General features: G+C 41.8%; 12 protein-coding genes. 6 read left to right on the top strand and 6 right to left on the bottom strand.

The annotated features are described in order from the left end of the window. Positions 1-58 precede the first annotated feature (58 nt). The 5 genes from ACHUGF_RS11100 to ACHUGF_RS11080 form a co-directional block, all read right to left on the bottom strand. Positions 59-676 (bottom strand): TatD family nuclease-associated radical SAM protein, encoded by a 618-nt coding sequence (locus ACHUGF_RS11100; RefSeq protein ID WP_394131184.1) that lies wholly within the window; start codon positions 674-676, stop codon positions 59-61. 134 nt (positions 677-810) lie between these two features. After that, complete coding sequence (locus tag ACHUGF_RS11095; RefSeq protein ID WP_394131183.1) at positions 811-3,939, bottom strand: efflux RND transporter permease subunit; 3,129 nt, start codon at positions 3,937-3,939, stop codon at positions 811-813. Continuing rightward, the gene (locus ACHUGF_RS11090) at positions 3,939-5,156 is read right to left on the bottom strand and encodes an efflux RND transporter periplasmic adaptor subunit (RefSeq protein WP_394131181.1); all 1,218 of its coding nucleotides are present in this window, start codon (positions 5,154-5,156) and stop codon (positions 3,939-3,941) included. The genes ACHUGF_RS11095 and ACHUGF_RS11090 overlap by 1 nt, the downstream gene beginning before the upstream one ends. A gap of 375 nt (positions 5,157-5,531) precedes the next feature. Next, positions 5,532-6,743 (bottom strand): ATP-dependent RNA helicase SrmB, encoded by a 1,212-nt coding sequence (srmB, locus tag ACHUGF_RS11085; RefSeq protein ID WP_394131180.1) that lies wholly within the window; start codon positions 6,741-6,743, stop codon positions 5,532-5,534. Between the two features lie 48 nt (positions 6,744-6,791). Further along, positions 6,792-7,517: a tRNA1(Val) (adenine(37)-N6)-methyltransferase gene (locus ACHUGF_RS11080; RefSeq protein WP_394131178.1), complete on the bottom strand. Its 726-nt coding sequence runs from the start codon at positions 7,515-7,517 to the stop codon at positions 6,792-6,794. Between the two features lie 459 nt (positions 7,518-7,976). Here ACHUGF_RS11080 and brnQ point away from each other — a divergent pair, with 459 nt between their 5' ends. The 6 genes from brnQ to ACHUGF_RS11050 all read left to right on the top strand — a co-directional run bounded on the left by brnQ (position 7,977) and on the right by ACHUGF_RS11050 (position 16,978). Then, positions 7,977-9,317: a branched-chain amino acid transport system II carrier protein gene (brnQ, locus tag ACHUGF_RS11075; RefSeq protein WP_394131177.1), complete on the top strand. Its 1,341-nt coding sequence runs from the start codon at positions 7,977-7,979 to the stop codon at positions 9,315-9,317. 78 nt (positions 9,318-9,395) lie between these two features. Further along, positions 9,396-10,295 (top strand): site-specific tyrosine recombinase XerD, encoded by a 900-nt coding sequence (xerD, locus tag ACHUGF_RS11070; protein WP_394131176.1) that lies wholly within the window; start codon positions 9,396-9,398, stop codon positions 10,293-10,295. 462 nt (positions 10,296-10,757) lie between these two features. After that, positions 10,758-11,483, top strand: coding sequence for a bifunctional protein-disulfide isomerase/oxidoreductase DsbC (gene dsbC, locus ACHUGF_RS11065; protein ID WP_394131174.1), 726 nt, complete (start codon positions 10,758-10,760; stop codon positions 11,481-11,483). A 75-nt stretch (positions 11,484-11,558) separates the two neighbouring features. After that, positions 11,559-13,283 (top strand): single-stranded-DNA-specific exonuclease RecJ, encoded by a 1,725-nt coding sequence (recJ, locus tag ACHUGF_RS11060; protein WP_394131173.1) that lies wholly within the window; start codon positions 11,559-11,561, stop codon positions 13,281-13,283. Positions 13,284-13,917: 634 nt separating this feature from the next. Further along, on the top strand, positions 13,918-15,000 hold the full coding sequence (locus ACHUGF_RS11055) for an alpha/beta hydrolase (protein WP_394131171.1): 1,083 nt from the start codon (positions 13,918-13,920) through the stop codon (positions 14,998-15,000). Positions 15,001-15,178: 178 nt separating this feature from the next. Continuing rightward, entirely contained in the window at positions 15,179-16,978 is a 1,800-nt protein-coding gene (locus ACHUGF_RS11050) for a mechanosensitive ion channel family protein (RefSeq protein WP_394131170.1), read from the top strand. 20 nt (positions 16,979-16,998) lie between these two features. On the opposite strand, the gene ACHUGF_RS11045 is transcribed toward ACHUGF_RS11050, so the two are convergent. Then, positions 16,999-17,931 (bottom strand): LysR family transcriptional regulator, encoded by a 933-nt coding sequence (locus ACHUGF_RS11045; protein ID WP_394131168.1) that lies wholly within the window; start codon positions 17,929-17,931, stop codon positions 16,999-17,001. Positions 17,932-18,077 lie beyond the last annotated feature (146 nt).

Genomic DNA, 18,077 nt, shown 5'->3' with positions numbered 1-18,077 from the left:
CCATGTGGAGTATGGTTTGACGAACCTATGTGATTAACATTGGACTTTCAATTGGCAATTATCCAACGATATCTAGGTGTCGATGTTTAAATTGGCAACCATTGTCGAGGGCTATCTGACGACATCGTTCGATGTTGACATTTTCTAAGCCATCTATTGCACTGATTTGAACCTGTTTAATAAATTTGGGTGCTTGCTCAATGAAGTCTAATAACGCTGGATAAGAGTGTGCCAGCCTTGGGTGACAATGCTGATTATAGGCCTCTTCAGTGTCGGCATTCAGTGAAATGGATAAGCTATCAACACATTCGCTGAGTTCGGGCAGAATATTGCGACGATGGAACAAATTACCTAAGCCATCAGTATTTACCCTAACTTTACCACCTCTGGCTTTAATGACCTGTGCAACTGCCACTAACGTCGCTAGATTAAGTGTTGGTTCACCATAACCACAAAACACATATTCTTTAAACTGGCTGACATCGCCCAATAGCGGAATAATCTGTTCGGCTTTGACAGTGTGCTTAATTGACAAATTATAATCATGGACTTGCATCGAGCCATTTTGCTTTGGACAAAATTGGCACTTTAAGGTGCAGCGACCTGTAATGTTGAGATAGCGACTGTCGCCAATATCATAGACCAATGTGTCGGGAGTGGGTGATGTGTGTGCCATTCTAAAATTGTGTCGTTGGACAAACTTAGATTGATACTAACCAATTCACCGCAGTAATTCTGTTGCTTTGCTCGCAAAAACAGCGCCAATAGGCGCTGTTTATTTGCATCGAAACGATAGATATCTTTTATTAGTTAATGTTGTTCACTGGGCTGCCACCACCAAACAAAGAATCGATTGAGGTTACGTTTAACATCATCAAGGATGATGTATAACACCGGAACTAAAATTAACGTGACGACGGTTGAGAATAAAATACCGAAAGCCAATGAGGTGGCCATTGGGATCACAATTTTAGCTTGTAGGCTCTTTTCCATAATAATCGGGGCAAGTCCCACAAACGTGGTTAATGACGTGAGGATAATCGCCCTAAAACGATAACAACCGGCGTCAATAGCCGCGTTCAATAATGAGTGCCCCTCACGCCTTGCTCGGTTAACAAAGTCGACTAAAATAAGTGAGTCATTTACCACAACCCCTGCAAGCGCCACGATGCCGCACAAGCTTAATACACTCATGGACAGCCCGAGTAAGAAGTGTCCCACTAGCGCACCAATCATGCCAAATGGAATGACCGACATAATGATCAATGGCTGTGTATATGATTTTAGCGGAATGGCCATCAATGCATAAATGGTAAACATCGCAAAGAAGAAGCCTTGAATGAGACCGACTAATGCGTTTTGTTCATCTAGGCTACCGCCATCAAGTGCAGATGACACTTGTGGGTATTTTTGAGTCAATTCTGGCAAAAACTCTTGTTGAATTTGCGACACAATCTTAGATGGCTCAACATCGTTCTTATTCACGTTGGCATTAATGGTGATTGCACGGCGACCATCAACACGGGTAATAGATGAATAGGATTCACCAAGTTCGATTCGTGCCACGGTAGAAAAGGGGACAGAGTCGCCACTAGGTGTGCGGATCATCATGTTCTCTAGATGGCCAATGGTGCGACGCTGCTCAAGTGGGTAGCGTACCATGACTTTCACTTCTTCTTTATTACGCAAAATACGTTGCGCTTCAAAGCCATAGAAACCGTAGCGTACCTGGCGTGCTAAGTCTGATAATGTTAATCCGAGTGCTTCAGCCTCTGCGCGGATATTTAAGCGGATTTCTTGGCTACCTGAAGAGAAGTTGTCAGAGATATCATAAACGCCTTCATAGGTTGCCAGTTTATCTTTCAGTTCTTTCGAGGCGCTTGAAAGCTGCTCTAAGTCACTTGATGTGAGCCTAAAGGATAAGTCACCGCCAGCACTGTTAGTACTGGCACTGATATTGAGGCTTTTCACGCCAACAAGCTCAGGCAATTGTGCCCGCCACTCGGCAGCGATGGCGACACCATCCACTTCGCGATCCTCACCTTTACTCAGTTCTGTAAATACGAAAGCTGAACTGCGAGAGTTAAGGGAAATAAAGCTATGTTTAACCACCTCTTGTCCATATTCTTGCGACATCTTGTCATTCATCGCATACAGTGCATCTTCTACATGTTGCAGCGCTTTGAGGGTGTTTAATTCTGAGCTGCCTTCATCCATTTCGAGTTGCACCTGAATAAAGTCAGATGGAATATCTGGGAAAAACACCCAACGTACTTTGCCGCTAGCAACGAGGCTGAGTGAAATAAACAACACCCCTAAGAAAACAGCGACTGCACTGTAGCGATACTTAATTGCAAAGCCTAAAAATTCACGATATTTATGTTGAATAAACCACTGTAGTTTTTCATTAAGGGCGCGCTTGAAATTAACAAAAGGGTTGTTGGTCGTTGATTTGCGTTTACGCACTTTCATGTGCGCTAAATGCGCAGGCAAAATCAGTTTTGATTCGACTAATGAGAATGCCAGACAAAGGATTACCACCATGCCGATAGATTTCCAAATAATCCCCATTGGGCCAGAGACCATGATCATTGGTGTGAAAGCGGCAATGGTGGTTAATACACCAAATGTAGCAGGCATGGCAACGCGCTTAACGCCTGTCACTACATTCTCGAGTGAATGACCATTTTCCTCTACTTCGGTATAGGCACTCTCGCCAATGACAATGGCATCATCGACCACAATACCCAGCACCAGAATAAAGGCGAATAAGGTCAGCATATTGATGGACATATTGATTGGTTCCATTGGCATGATTAGCAATGAACCAAGAAAACACACCGGTAACCCCATCATGACCCAAAATGCCAGTTTAAGGTCTAAAAACAGTGCCAAAATAATGAAGACTAACAAGGCACCATAAAACATGTTCGACAACATCATGTTAAGGCGACCTTCAAGGTAGTGGGTGAGATCGCCCCAAGTATCGAGTTCCACACCAGCAGGCAAAGTGGCTTTCTTGTTATCAATGTAGTCTTGCACTTGCTCAGAAATCGCTAGTGCATTTTGATCGTCAATACTCAACACTTCAATAATGGCGGCTGGTTGGCCATTAAAACGGGTGTAGCCAATACGTTCTTCAAAGTCATCTTTGATGGTCGCTACTTGCGGTAACATCACTCGGCTGCCATCTGGGTGAGTCGCAACAACAATACGTGCAAAATCTTCGCCTGTATAAGCTTGACCTTTAGTACGCAGCAGGATGTCACCATCTTGGGCACGAATAGAGCCGCCCGGTAAATCAATGGATGAGCGTTGCACGGCTTGAGCGACTTGATCGAAGGTGAGGTTGTATTCACGTAACTTGTCTTCTGACAGTTCTATGCCAATCTCATAGTCCCTTACACCAGCCACTTGTGCACGGGTAACTGCCGGTAAGTCTGTGATATCATCGCGAATTTGCTTAGCCATTTCCTTCATTTCATGAAGAGATAAATCACCATATACAGATACCCAAACCACATTATTTTCAGGCTTTATTTGATAGATATTCGGTTTTTCAATGTTATCTGGAAATGTCGCAATGGAGTCGATGCGTAACTTGGCTTCATCTAAAACCTTTTGCACATCATAATCATCTTCCACTTCAATGGTGACAGAACCTACGCTATCACTCGCCACTGAAGTGACTTTTTTGATCCCTGTAATATCTTGGATGGACTCTTCAATTTTTATGTTAATGCCTTCCTCAATTTCTTGAGGTGCGGCACCGGGATAGGCAACATTGACATTGATTAAGTTGAGTTCAAAAGTCGGAAAGACTTCTTTGTTGATCAAAGAAGCGCTGAATAGGCCGCCAATGATTAGCACTATCATTAGCAGGTTTGCGGCAACGTTGTTGCGGGCAAACCAAGCAATAAGTCCTTTTTGTGCCGCCATTATTTACCACCCATTTGCTCAGTCGAGTTAGCGTTTTCGTCTGCTTCCTCTGTATCAGTACTGTTCTCAGGTGTAGCTTCCCCTAACACTTTGACTTTTTGGCCCTGACGCAAGGCAGTATTACCTGACATTGATACTCGCTCTCCTGCAAGCAGACTATCTTTAATATAAACTTGCTCAACGTCCGTGCGCACAATATTAACTGGACGTATCTCAACACTGTAATCCGATTTGATCACAGCAACCTGATCATTTCGCACTACATACCTTGGTAAGCTCACAATGCCGTCAACTGTTTTACCAGTAATCACTGCCGTGACGAAGCTGCCATATTTCAATGGAAGCTGCTCACCACGCTTTGTGGCTAATAAGTAAGGATCCGTTACCTCAGCAACGAGATACACCATGCGATTTTGTTCATCGACCACATTTTCACTGCGCACTATGTTGCCTTGCCAAGTGACCTCTCGACCAGCCAAAGATGCTTTCAATGTGACATTTGTATCTGGGTTATCAATGGACTCTAAATAGGCGAGATCGTTGTTAGACAAAGGTAAGCGTATCTCAGCAATGCTGGTGGCATATAGTTCGCCTAAGTTGCTGCCCATGGTGATGAATTGGCCCAAGTCAACATTACGGGCTTTGATGATGCCATCAAAAGGAGCACGAATCACGGTTCGCTCAAGATTGCGCTGAGCTCTATCGTAAGCCGCTTGGGCAGACTTTACATTGGCTTGTTCTTTGCGCAGCTGCGGAATACGTAAGCCTAGTTCTGGGGCTACGCCGCCATCAAAGTCTTTGAATTCAATTTTTGCCACCTCACCGCGTGCAATCTCTTCATCGAGAACAGCTTTCGCTTGAGCGAGTGATGCTTCGGCTTGCATCAGGTCAGCTTCATAATCTGAAGGTTCGATTTGGGCTAATTGTTGACCCTTTTTAACCACACCACCGGCAACAAAACTTGGGTCTAAGTGAAGTAATCGTCCTTGCACTTCTGTGACCAGTTGAGTTTTGTACTTGGGGTTAACGACACCGTATGAAGGTAAATTAAGTGATACCGTTTGAGGGGTCACTTCAATCACCTCGACAACAGGTAAAGCAATGGTTTCTTCTTTTTGCTCCGGCTCCTGCTTAGTACTCATTATTACGACAGTAATGCCAATAGCGATGATGATGATCAGAAAGGGTAAAAGTCTTCTTAGAATTTTAATTATCATTTTGATAGCTTATCCATGCTTCAAGTCATAAGTGGTGTAACTGCTTGATGGCTTTATAAGAGTTGATTTTTATATTTGTCTAAATTACCAGACTCTCATTAGATGCAAAACTAAAATGTTATTCATTTGTTATTAATTGGTGCTAGTTTCGCCATCTTAACCAGTATAAGCTGCAATTGCAGAATAATTAAGTAAAAAAGTTCAATCATTACAATTGCTAACATTATATAAATTATCAACATTGTGTGATGGAATTACAGGCATAAAAAAAACGAGCAATGTTGCTCGTTTTTTCTAAGAAAGGCTAGGTACTAAAAGCTGCTATCAAGGCTAAAATATACGGCGTTTAGTGGTTAGCTGAAGGTGACATAGAGTTTATTTTTTCTTTGCTTTCTTTGGCTTTTTCTTATCTTTTGCTTTTTTCTTTGTTGGCACCTTGGCTTCTTTGTTATTCGGCCTGAGTGATTCAATAATGCGGCGTTTTAAAGGCTGTTCAATATAACGCTCAATCTTAGCCACAATACGCATGTCATGGGCTTCAACTAATGATATTGCGGTACCTTTAGCCCCTGCGCGGCCTGTACGACCAATGCGGTGAACGTAAGTATCTGCTGAGCGAGGCATATCAAAATTAATCACATGGGTAATATCGTCAATATCAATACCACGGGCTGCGACATCCGTTGCAAGCAACACATTAACTTCACCTTTGGTAAAGCGGCCTAAAGCTTGGAAACGTTTTTTCTGTTCCATATCACCGCGAAGGAAAGCACACGGGATATTGGCTTGGAGTAACAAACCTTCGAGGCTGGCAACAACTTCACGGGTTTTTACAAAAACGATGGCACGTTTAACTTGCTCTTGTTGCAGTAGATTGCACAACAAAGCAAATTTGTGTTGATGATGGTCTGCTAAGTGGATCCATTGGTGGATCTTTGCCTTTTCGCTGCGTGGAGATTCGATATCAATTAATACTGGCTCAGTCAGCAACTCGCGTGAAAAACGATTGACGCCGCCACCTTCTAATGTGGCTGAGAACAGCATATTCTGTTTACGCCCCTGAGCTTCAATAGCAATTGACTGTACAACTGAAGAAAACCCCATATCTAGCATGCGGTCAGCTTCATCGATAATTAGCATTTCTACTTCAGTAGCATCAAATTTATCTTTATCTAAATACTCCATTAAGCGACCAGGAGTAGCAATTAAGATATCGACGTTACCTGCAAGTGCTTCTTCTTGCGGCGCATAAGGTACACCACCAGTGACCAAGCTAATATCTAGATCCAAATTCGTTGCTAGGTGACTTGCATAACGATGAATTTGGCTGGCCAATTCTCTGGTCGGGCTCAAGATCAGTACCCTAGCTTGACCGTTGAAGCGACGAGGGAAATCACACAAGTGCTGCATGGCAGGTAATAAAAAGCTTGCTGTTTTACCTGTTCCAGTCGGTGCACGTGCTAGAAGATCTTGCTGCTCCATTGCCAAAGGAATGGTCTGTTGCTGAATAAGGGTCGGGCTTTTATGGCCCATCGCCTTAAGCGATTCAAGTAGGCGGGGGTCGAGATCAAAATCTTCAAATAACATGCACGTGTATCTCACTAGAAAGTAGCCAGCTAGTATAGCGTATCTGGCTTATAGCTTTAAATAAAAATCTCGACAAATGTTGACCATTGCCTCGCTATATTCCCCCTGCTTGTTTTGAATGAACATAGTTTGGGGCGTAATCATCGCTTCATTAGTCGCATCCGATTGCTTTGACGTGATCGCCAGTAACACTCTTCTAGTCGGTTTGCCTTCAACACTGCTGACGTTTACCTGAGTCATTATTGATAGTGTCGTTAGTGATACCGCTTGTTGGAATTGGCTTAATGCTTCTATGGGCAAGATAACGCTGATGGTACCCGCTGGTTTTAGCAAACTTGCCATCGCCTGCGTGAGCTGTACAAATGATAAGCTATCTGTGTGTCTAGCATTTGCACGACTTTGCTGTTGTGTCTTTGGTCCACTGGAAAAGAAGGGTGGGTTGCAAATGATGTGATCAAACCTTTGCTGATTGCGTTGGCTGAATGCTTGTATGGTTTGATTGACTACTTGTATTTTATTTGGCCAAGGGGAAGCGGCGATATTGGCCTGTGACTGCTCCGCTGCGGCTTGGTCTAATTCAACAGCAGTGATTGTACAACAAGTATCTGTTCGCTGTGCGGCCATTAAACTCAATAAACCACTGCCACTGCCAATGTCTAAAATATAGCTTGCTGTTGTTAACTCTGCCCAAGCGCCTAATAGCACCCCATCTGTACTGACCGGCATGCCGCATTTGTCGTCATTTATATGAAACTGTTTGAATGTGAAGGGCATAGGTTCTGTTTTATAGGTGTCTGCGATGAGTTGATTCTAGGAGGTGCATTGTAGCTAGCTTTGCTAACAAATTCTAACCTTTAAAAGTGTTGGGTTTCTGTTGCTTGATGTTGCCGTAAATGAGTTGCTGTGTTGATGGTGTTGAGCGCTGTGAGTCGATGTACTCCTGCTTAATGCTAATTTCCTTAATTGCTAATGTTGCGCTTGAATCAGTTTTGTCAGTTTGGTATTAGTCTCTGTGCTTTTTAGTTTAAATCACCAGTCTGTTGGCATAAAAAGAGTACATTATTGTGTTGGTTCACATTTTACTTTGCTGATTTGGTTATTTTTTCTACAGCGATGAATAAGAAGTTAACAGCTAGAGTGTAATTTAAAGTTTACGGTTCGAGAGTAATCTAGTTAAGCGGTGGCTTAATTAGGCCGAATAACTTAAGTTGAGTAAAAAATACAAAAGAATAGATGGGGACTGCAGTGCAATCTAACAAGATGAGCCTAACTGACACGTTAGGATTAGGGTTTATGGCCTTCGCTTTTTTCTTAGGCGCAGGTAACTTAATTTTTCCACCTTTTGCTGGCATGTTAGCTGGTGAAAATATGTCTCTGGCGATGGTGGGTTTCCTTGCTACAGCAGTCGGTCTGCCATTAATTGGCCTGATAGCGGTTGCTAAAGCGAAAGGAAAAATAATGGCGTTGCTACCTGCATTTGCAGCAACAGCTTTAGCCGTGGCGATTTATATTATTATTGGCCCTGCATTTGCCGCTCCTCGTACTGGGTTAGTGGCATACGAAATTGGTGCAAGACCATTCATTGAAAATGCTGATGCAGTGATGAGCATTTTCGGTCGTGAGTTTAATATCTCGCAGCTGATTTATTCTATTGTATTTTTCTCGATTGTTATGTGGCTCTCTTTGTTCCCTGGTAAGCTGCTTGATAACGTCGGTAAAGTACTGACACCCGTATTGTTGTTCTTACTTGTTGGTTTAGCACTATCGGTAATGTTCATTCCTGGTTCAGAAGTGGGCGCTGCACAAGGTGCATATCAGTCAGATCCTTTTACTACCGGATTCATTGAAGGCTACAACACCATGGATACCTTGGCATCATTGATGTTTGGTATTTTGATCATCGACATTTTACGGAAAAAAGGTGTCAGTGATGTAGCTGATCAAACCAAGTATCTCGTGCGCGCTGCTATCATTGCTGCCAGTGGTTTAGCATTTGTATATGTATCTTTGTTCTTCTTAGGCTCAACAGCCGGTGAGTTGGCAGCGGGTACAGACAATGGTGGTCAAATCTTAACAAACTATGTCACCCATGAATTTGGCGCAATGGGCACTGTCATGTTGTCTACTGTTGTGACATTGGCATGTCTGACGACTGCAGTCGGTCTTGTGACGGCATGTTCAGAATTCTTTAATGAACTACAGCCTAAGATTTCATACCGTGCTTTTGTGATTTTCTTCAGTGTCGTTTGTGCGACTGTGGCGAATGTTGGTTTAGCCGAGCTGATCAGTATCAGTATTCCTGTGTTAATGACTATTTATCCTGTTGCAATTGCATTAGTACTGGTGACATTCTTAACTGATAAATTCCCACGTCCAGCACTAGCTCATCGTGTCGTGCTAGCTGTGGCATTGTTCTGTGGTATCTTTGATGGCTTGAAAGCTGCAGGATTTGAAGCCAACTTGCTGAGCTTTATCCCATTACATGCACAAGGCATGGCTTGGGTATTACCGACATTCATTGTAACGGTTGCTTGTTTGTTCATTGGTAAGTCGCAAACTACGCAAACCGCGTAAAACCTTAGCGAACTCATTAAGCGCGTGGTATCTTGCATATCACGCGTTTTTTTATGCCTGTAGTGAGCTAGATTTATTTTGACGACAGACTCTCCAGATCCGCTAATTGACAGTTTTTTAGATGACCTATGGTCTACTCGTGGGGTGAGTGATAATACGCTGAACTCCTATCGTACCGATCTGCAGCACTTCCAACGCTTTTTGATAAAACAGCGCACAGATTTGCAGTCTGTAGAAACAATCCATATTCGTGAGTATTTAGCCTTAAGAGTTGAACAAGGTTATGCAAAATCTAGTACCGCTCGGTTGTTGAGTGCTTTGCGTCGTTTCTATGGCTTTTTACTGCTAAATAACAGCATCAGCAACGACCCTGTAGCCTTAATTGAATCACCTAAATTAGCAAGGCATCTGCCCGATGATTTAACAGAGGCGCAAATCGATAACTTACTCGCCCAGCCCAATACAGATGACCCGATAGAAGCCAGAGATAAGGCAATGTTGGAGCTATTGTATGCTACAGGCTTACGTGTCACAGAGCTGGTAAGCCTCACCATGGAGCAAATCAGCCTGCGCCAAGGTGTGGTTAAAATTGTCGGTAAAGGCGGCAAAGAGCGATTAGTACCAATGGGCGAGTTAGCCATTGGTGAAATTGAAGCTTACCTCAAACAGGCAAGGCCGGTGTTGTTAAATCAAAAGCAATCGGATGTGTTATTTCCATCTAAACGTGGTCAGATGATGACCCGACAGACCTTTTGGCACCGTATTAAGCAATATGCGTTGCGTGCTGGTATCACGACTAAATTATCGCCTCATACTTTACGACACGCTTTTGCCACACATTTACTCAACCATGGCGCTGATTTACGAGTCGTGCAATTACTATTAGGTCACAGTGATTTATCTACGACACAGATATATACCCATGTTGCCAAAGCGAGACTACAACAGCTGCATCAACTGCATCACCCGCGAGCTTAGGGCCTGTTGATCTTTGCTGATTAGAGTTTGTTCGAATTTAAAGCACTTTAATCGCGGCGTGAGCGATGACGTTTAGTCGCCTAAACCTATTGATTTTAATAACAGGGCTCACAACAATCTGAACTCTTTGCAAAGATCATAGGTACTTTTAAACGAACCTTACAGGCAGCACTTGTTGTCATTTCTACTGGATTAACGACTTCTCATGTGGAATAACCACACATCAAAGTCGTTGCCTTGTATAAATTTACAACAAGTCGCTGCAAAAATAATCTTGAAAGATCAACAGGCCCTAATTTTATTCACATTCATTAAATTTGTCGGCATGTCTGATTTGGCCCATACAATTGATGAACTCGAGTTAATTAACTTTTAAGATGGTTGCGTTTGTAAAATTTAATCTGTAAGTTTTGCTCATCGACTCGGGTCTATTTGGATGTACCCGTACTATTAGGAATTCCCATGAAAATGACAAAAGCATTGGCTGTGGTTGCCGCTCTTATTTTTGCTCCGCTCGCAACAGCTGCAACGGCAACTGGTAGTGATGAGGCTCAGCTTAAGCAAGCTTTGGCTGATAATTTAGGTGTCGAAGTGCATTCAATATCAGATGCACCGATTAATGGTTTGTATCAAGCGATTACCGATCGCGGTGTACTGTATATCTCTGCAGACGGTAGCAAACTGTTCCACGGTAATATTTACGATCTTAATCAGCGCATGAAAAACCTAACGGATGCCGCTCTTGCAGGCCCTCGTTTGGAAATGATGCAACCTTTTGAAGATGACATGCTGGTTTATAAAGCCAAAAATGAAAAGCATGTGGTGACAATTTTCACTGATGTAGATTGCGGTTATTGCCGTAAATTACATGCAGAAATGGACGATTATAATGATTTAGGCATTACGGTTCGTTATTTGGCGTTCCCTCGTCGTGGTGTTCCTTCAGCTAATGCTGATGAAATGCAAGCCGTTTGGTGTGCTAAAGATCCATTGAAAGCCATGACCGATGCTAAAGCGGGTGGTAATGTAAAAGCGGCAAGCTGTGATATTGATATTGCTGGCCAATATAAGTTAGGCCAAACCTTTGGTATTTCAGGTACGCCAGCTATCGTGCTTGAAAACGGCAGCATTGTGCCAGGCTACCAGCCGCCACAACAATTACTGCAAACGCTAGAAAGAAGCCAGTAATCATTTAAGCTTCGTAATGATAGGTGAGCACTGCTCGCCTATTTTTTTATTCATTTCAGTCTGCAATAGGTTTTCATGACTCACAACATTATTCGCCGACCTCAAGTCGATGACAGTCACTTAACTAGCATAACTTCGCCTTTATTAAGACAAATCTATGCAAGAAGAGGCGTGACTGCGCAGCAAGATGATCTGGCGCTTAAGCATTTACTTCGACCTGACACGATTAAAGATATTGGCTTAGCGGCGAGCATCGTTGCTGATGCTATTGAGGCTGATTCATCCATTTTAATCGTCGGCGACTTTGATGCTGATGGTGCAACCTCTACTAGTGTCTGTTTGTTGGCGTTAAAAATGATGGGCGCAACAAAGGTTGATTATTTAATCCCTAACCGATTTGAATACGGGTATGGTCTGAGTCCTGAGATTGTTGCTGTTGCAGCGAGCAAAGGTGCAGAGTTATTAATTACTGTAGATAATGGCATCTCATCCATCGAGGGAGTTAATGCGGCAAAAGCTGCCGGAATGAAAGTGGTGGTTACCGATCACCATCTACAAGGGCGAGAATTACCCGCTGCTGATGCCATCGTGAACCCTAATCAACATGAATGCCAGTTTGCGAGTAAGGCTATTGCAGGCGTTGGAGTGGCATTTTATTTGATGTCAGTACTGCGTGCCACACTGGCAAAGCGCCAATGGTTTAGCAGTCAGCAAATTGAAGAACCTAATTTAAGTCATTTATTGGATATTGTTGCACTTGGTACGGTTGCTGATGTGGTGGCATTGGACGCGAATAACCGACGACTTGTAAATGCAGGTATGCAAAGGGTAAGAGCAGGACGTTGCCGTCCCGGCATTACAGCACTACTTGAAGTGGGTAAACGTAATCCACAAAAAATGGTCGCAGCAGATTTTGGCTTTGCTGTAGGCCCCCGTTTGAACGCGGCTGGCAGGCTAGATGAAATGGCATTAGGCGTAGAAACCTTGCTATGCGATGACATTATGCGAGCCAGACAAATGGCCGCAGAACTGGATGGACTCAATCAAGAAAGACGTGAGCTTGAATCAGGTATGCAGCAAGAAGCGCTGAAATACCTCGAGTCTTTATCATTGAATGAGCAAACTTTACCTTGGGGTATTGCACTGTATCAGGATGATTGGCATCAAGGCGTGATTGGTATTTTAGCTTCACGCATAAAAGACAGGTATCACCGTCCCGTCATTGCATTTGCTGATGCAGGCGATGGCGAGATTAAAGGCTCTGCACGCTCGATAAAAGGCTTGCACATGCGCGACTTACTTGATGCGATTAATACCCAGCATCCAGGGATCATTATCAAGTTTGGTGGTCATGCAATGGCCGCGGGGTTATCTATTCATGCCAATAAGTTTACTGAATTCACGCAAGCCTATGAAGCGGCCATTAAGCAAACATTATCCTTTGAGCATTTGTCAGGTGAGGTATTGTCTGACGGTGAGTTGCTTATTGAACAATTGACCTTAGAAACCGCGCAGATGCTCCGTCAAGCAGGTCCTTGGGGGCAAGCATTTGAAGAGCCTGTCTTTGATGGATACTTTACAATTCTTCAGCAACGTATTGTGGGAGAAAAGCATTTAAAACTCATGGTTGAAACACAATGCGGCAGCTTAATGTTGGATGCGATTGCTTTCAATGTGGATTTGAAAGTATGGCCTGATGCGACCATTAACCATGTGCGAATTGCTTACAAATTAGATGTGAATGAGTTTAGGGGAAATCAAAGTGTGCAATTGATGGTTGAGCACCTAGATCCTATGTAAATCAGCCTTCGTAATAGACTATATGTACACCAAAGCTTTTATTAACTAGCTATTTTTCACCAACGCGGAAGCACTGAGTCACTTGGCTCGGTGCAATATTTGAGTTTGTTGCTGTCGGAGGTTATTGAAATTTAATAACTTTTTACTCCAGAAGTTTGTCTCTTTGGTGGCTAGCAGAGGCCAAATGTGTCAATAAAGATTGAAATTTAAACTCTATCAACGTGTCTATCCAAAGAAAGTGTGACAACAAAATTCGAAACTCACTTTTGGACAGAAATGTGTCAACGACACTTTTGATGTAGCTCAGGTTAGTTAGTAAAAGTATGGCAAAACCTTTAATCGACTGACCATTACATTTCATTCATTACACTAACTGGTGTCGCTTATTCGACAATGATTCGCTACGGTCGAGTAGCCTCATAACCCTCCAATAAATAATTTGTTTATATTTAATAGCGCTAACAATTTTTTCAATTACAGTACTATCTAAACAGGCCAGTTAAGTACGGACTTTATGTGCCAGTAGTTTCGTTATTAACGAACAACCCAGATGTAAATTAGAAAAATTCACACTTTCTTTAATGCCTGATTCTTTAATGAATTACTCTAATTCATAGCAGAGTACGACTATCCTATGAATAATGACCTCAACGAAAAGACAGCTACAGAGGTCACCATGAAACTGAAAAAAATCAACATTCTTATTCCTGCACTATTAATAACTATTAGTAGTAGTGCTGCTTTCGCAAGCCTAACCCTTACTGAAAGAAAAGTCCCTACACCTGCAGGTATATCAAATGAACTCGCACAAATATTAGAAAACAGACAAATCGCTCCGGCCTTGCCTGTGCCGACGAACAATGAAGAGTGGCTTAAATTACAGACTGCATTTGATGCTCCAGGTATTGAAATTGCAAATATTGCGCTTGAACGTTTGAAGGTAACCTATAAAGAAAAACAAATCGCAGGAGTAGACACTTTTCTGGTGACTCCAGAAAATGTTGCCGCCGATTATGAAGATAAATGGCTGATTCATGTCCATGGGGGAGCTTTTGTTTTTGGCGGTGGAGAGTCAGCACTTAGAGAAGCTGCTTGGATAGCAAATGGTCTAGGGGCTCAAGTTATTTCCGTTGATTATAGAAAACCGCCACTTAACCCATTTCCTGCAGCAATTGATGATGTCGTTACGGTTTGGAAAGAGATAATTAAAACTCAACCACCCGAGTCTACCGCAATATTTGGTACTTCTGCGGGGGGGAACATAACCTTAGCTACAACGATGAAAATTCAAGAGCTTGGGTTAGGTACTCCTGGAGCCTTATTCGTTGGCACGCCAGCAGTTGACCTAAAGGAGGCATCTGATAGTTGGCATACGTTAAAGGGGCTTGATCCGCTTGGTCAACGTGAAGGTATAATTGAGGAAACTTCCAAATTGTACTCGGCAGGAGAAGATTTAGATAACCCTCTTATTTCACCGATTTATGCTGAGATCGATACTTTCCCACCAACAGTGTTTATTTCAGGTACACGAGATTTACTATTAAGTGACACCGTTCGAATGCACCGTCATTTAAGAGCTGCAGATGTTGAGGCCGAACTGCATATATATGATGGCCAATCTCATGGTGATTATATAAATGGTATTGTGACTAATCTACCTGAATCTGATGATGCCATTAAAGAAATATCAAACTTCTTTAATAAACACATTAACTAATTAGTGAACTCACACAGGGAAGTGGCTTTATCATTTCCCAATTAGCTAGACGGTTCGTCTAGCTAATCCTCAAGCTAACAATTGAACATTATCATTTTTTGAATTGGCATAAATATTTGACGATATAACTGCCTTTACTTTGTTCTAATTGCATTAATGCCACGACTCGGAGCCAGGTTTGCTAAGTAGAATATCCACTTTATTACCTTGTATTTTTTTACTTTTGGTCAGCAATGTCACCTTTGCTAATGGCAATTTTAATTTAGCGAATACATCCAGTCCCAGAAATACATTAGAAAGCTTTGTATTACACTCAGAAATAGTCATCGATTATTGGAAAAATGAACAGTTGAGTATGCCTGAGGCTCAACATGCTTATACTCAAGTAATGAGAACACTCGATCTGTCTTTGGTGCCCAATCGAACTCGCACCGTTGTGATAATGGAAAGAATTATTCTATTGAGGGAAGTGCTTGATCGAATAGATGCTTCAATTCATGAAAATCCACCAAATTTTAAACAGGTCAACAAAACCGGCCTTCAACAGTGGCGTTTCGCTAATACTGACATTGTGATAGCAAAGCAGTTACATGGTGATAAAACCGATCAATTCTTATTTAGTGCTTCTACCATTCAAAACTTATCAAGATGGTACCGAACGTTAGCATTGCTGCCATATAACAGTGACGAAAGGAATGATGACTACCAAGACTTTTTGCGTAGCCCTGGCCCCCTATTTTCAAAGGCGTTTATTGAATCTTTTCCACCTTATATGAACCAGCTACATGGGCCTTTGCCATTATGGCAATGGTGTGCTGTGTTAGGCGTAGTAATGATTTGCTATTTTTTGATGACACTCAGCTTTTTAGGTGGCAAACATTGGAATAGCCGTTGGGGGGGAAAAGGAGTGAAGTGGAAAGCTGGCTACATCTTTTCTCATATTGGAGTCGTCGGCATTTTACTGATGGCGAGAAAGGTGATTGATGATGGCATTTGGCTGACAGGGAGTGTGTATCAAGTATTCACCACTGTATTCATTTCAGCACAGTTTTTATTCTTGTCATTGCTTATTATGTCAATATTTAATTATTTAGCTGATATTTATGCTTTTAAAAAGCATAACGGAAAACAAATTGATTCTTCATTAATAACAGTGCTTGCGAGAATACTTGGTGGCATAACCATTGCAATTCTAGCCATTTATGTAATCAGTTATATGGGTTTTTCGATATCACCCATTATTGCAGGTTTTGGTGTCAGTGGTTTAGCAATAGCTCTCGCAATTAGACCCTTACTAGAAAATGTCATTAATGGACTGACACTATATGCGGATGGTGGAATTAAAATTGGTGAACTTTGTCGTTATGGAGAAAACCTAGGAACGATCGAAAGTATTGGCTTGCGATCAACTCGAATTCGTACGCTAGAAAGATCACTCATAACCATCCCAAACTCTGAATTTGCTAACATTGAAATTGATAATCTAGAGCGTCGGGACAAGCGTCGGATGGAACATATTTTAAGGTTACGATCAGAAACCACACCGGAACAATTACGTGTAGTCATTGTGAATGTACGTCGGGTTTTACTTCGACATCCTATTATTGAAGCTGAGCCTGTTAGAGTCAGATTAATGGGGGTGGGCGAGTACTCGATCAACATTAATGTGATGGCCTATATTTGCTGTCGGGATCAAGAAGAATTCATGGCTGTGCAAGAAGACTTATTATTTGCGATTATTGATCAGGTTGACATTGTTGGAGCAAAAATTGCTCACTCAACACAATACCAGTTAGTTGATAAAGCTGATATGCCAACTAATGAACAAAAAGAAGAGGCACTAAAATCTGTTGAAAAATGGCATGAAGACCAGAATTTTCCTTTCCCTGATTTTAATGCTGAATATAAATATGAGATCAAAGATACCATTATATATCCAGCACCTTCCTCAGCAGTTCGCCGGCACACGATGACTTAAAAAGTGAAGAAAGTTGAGTGTTATGAAAAGCTAGGCTGTGAAATCGAAGCAAAATAACTTGTCATAATTTGTTGAAGTAATTGGTTTAATGGAAAGCCACGTTTAGATTGTAAATACCCACCATTGATTTGAATATGCCTGTGTTCTTTAGGCAAAGTAGGTAAAGGGTAACAGCTGAGTTCAGTGTTACCCTGTGTCATAAAGCAGCTACCAAAAGAAAATGCATCTGAGTTGGCTAACTTATTAACAAGCACTGATAAACTGTGAGTTGTTAAAGCCATATTGATTTTGAAACCCTTAGCAAGAAATAGCTCTTCTATTGGCGAGCGTTTAGTCTTTATTCCGTCGATCAATATACGAGTGACAGGCAATTGTTGTATATCCTCCCATTCACTCGACTTGCTCAACACTGGGTGGTCTTTTCTCGCAATAAGGCATAACTGAATTTCTATTAATTTATGTTGATAAATATCCTGAGGGAGGGGAATACCTTCAAACTGAAGCATATAATCAACTTCACCATTTAACATGCTAGGTAAAGTCTGATCTTGCCAATAAATCATGTTGAATTTTGCATTAGGCAGGCGTTCCCTCAATGCAGTAAAAATACCATCACCATATAACTCAAGAACAAAGATATTAAGTCCTATAGTAATCTCACCATCGAACTTTATAGGGTCAAAATTTTGATATGATTCAACCACTTTTATTATTGGATTAAACATATCTTGGCTGGCTTCAGCTAGTTTTATCGCTAACTCTGATGGCTCTACACCATGTGCTTTTCGAATAAATAGTTGATCACCAAATGTTTCTCTAAGCTTTGCTATACCGCGACTGACACTGGTTTGTGAAATACCTAACTTATCTGCCGCCGTATGTGTATTTTTCGTTTCGACAATGGCTTCTAAAATTTTTAATAAGTTGAGGTCTAAATCTCGCAGCTTTTTCATAGTCAATTCCTTTAACACCTGAAAACTATTAACAGTAGTAGGCTAGTTATATATAGACTATGTGAAAAGGAATATTGTTCAACCACTTTCTAGCAGTTTGATGATAAAAAGTGATTGAATTTAATGTTTATTTGGTAGGAGTATTG

The sequence above is a fragment of the Shewanella maritima genome, assembly GCF_043643735.1.
Classification (GTDB): Bacteria; Pseudomonadota; Gammaproteobacteria; order Enterobacterales; family Shewanellaceae; genus Shewanella; species Shewanella maritima_A.
The sequence above is the reverse complement of the archived record's forward strand: the minus strand, read 5'-3'. Positions and strand labels throughout refer to the sequence as shown.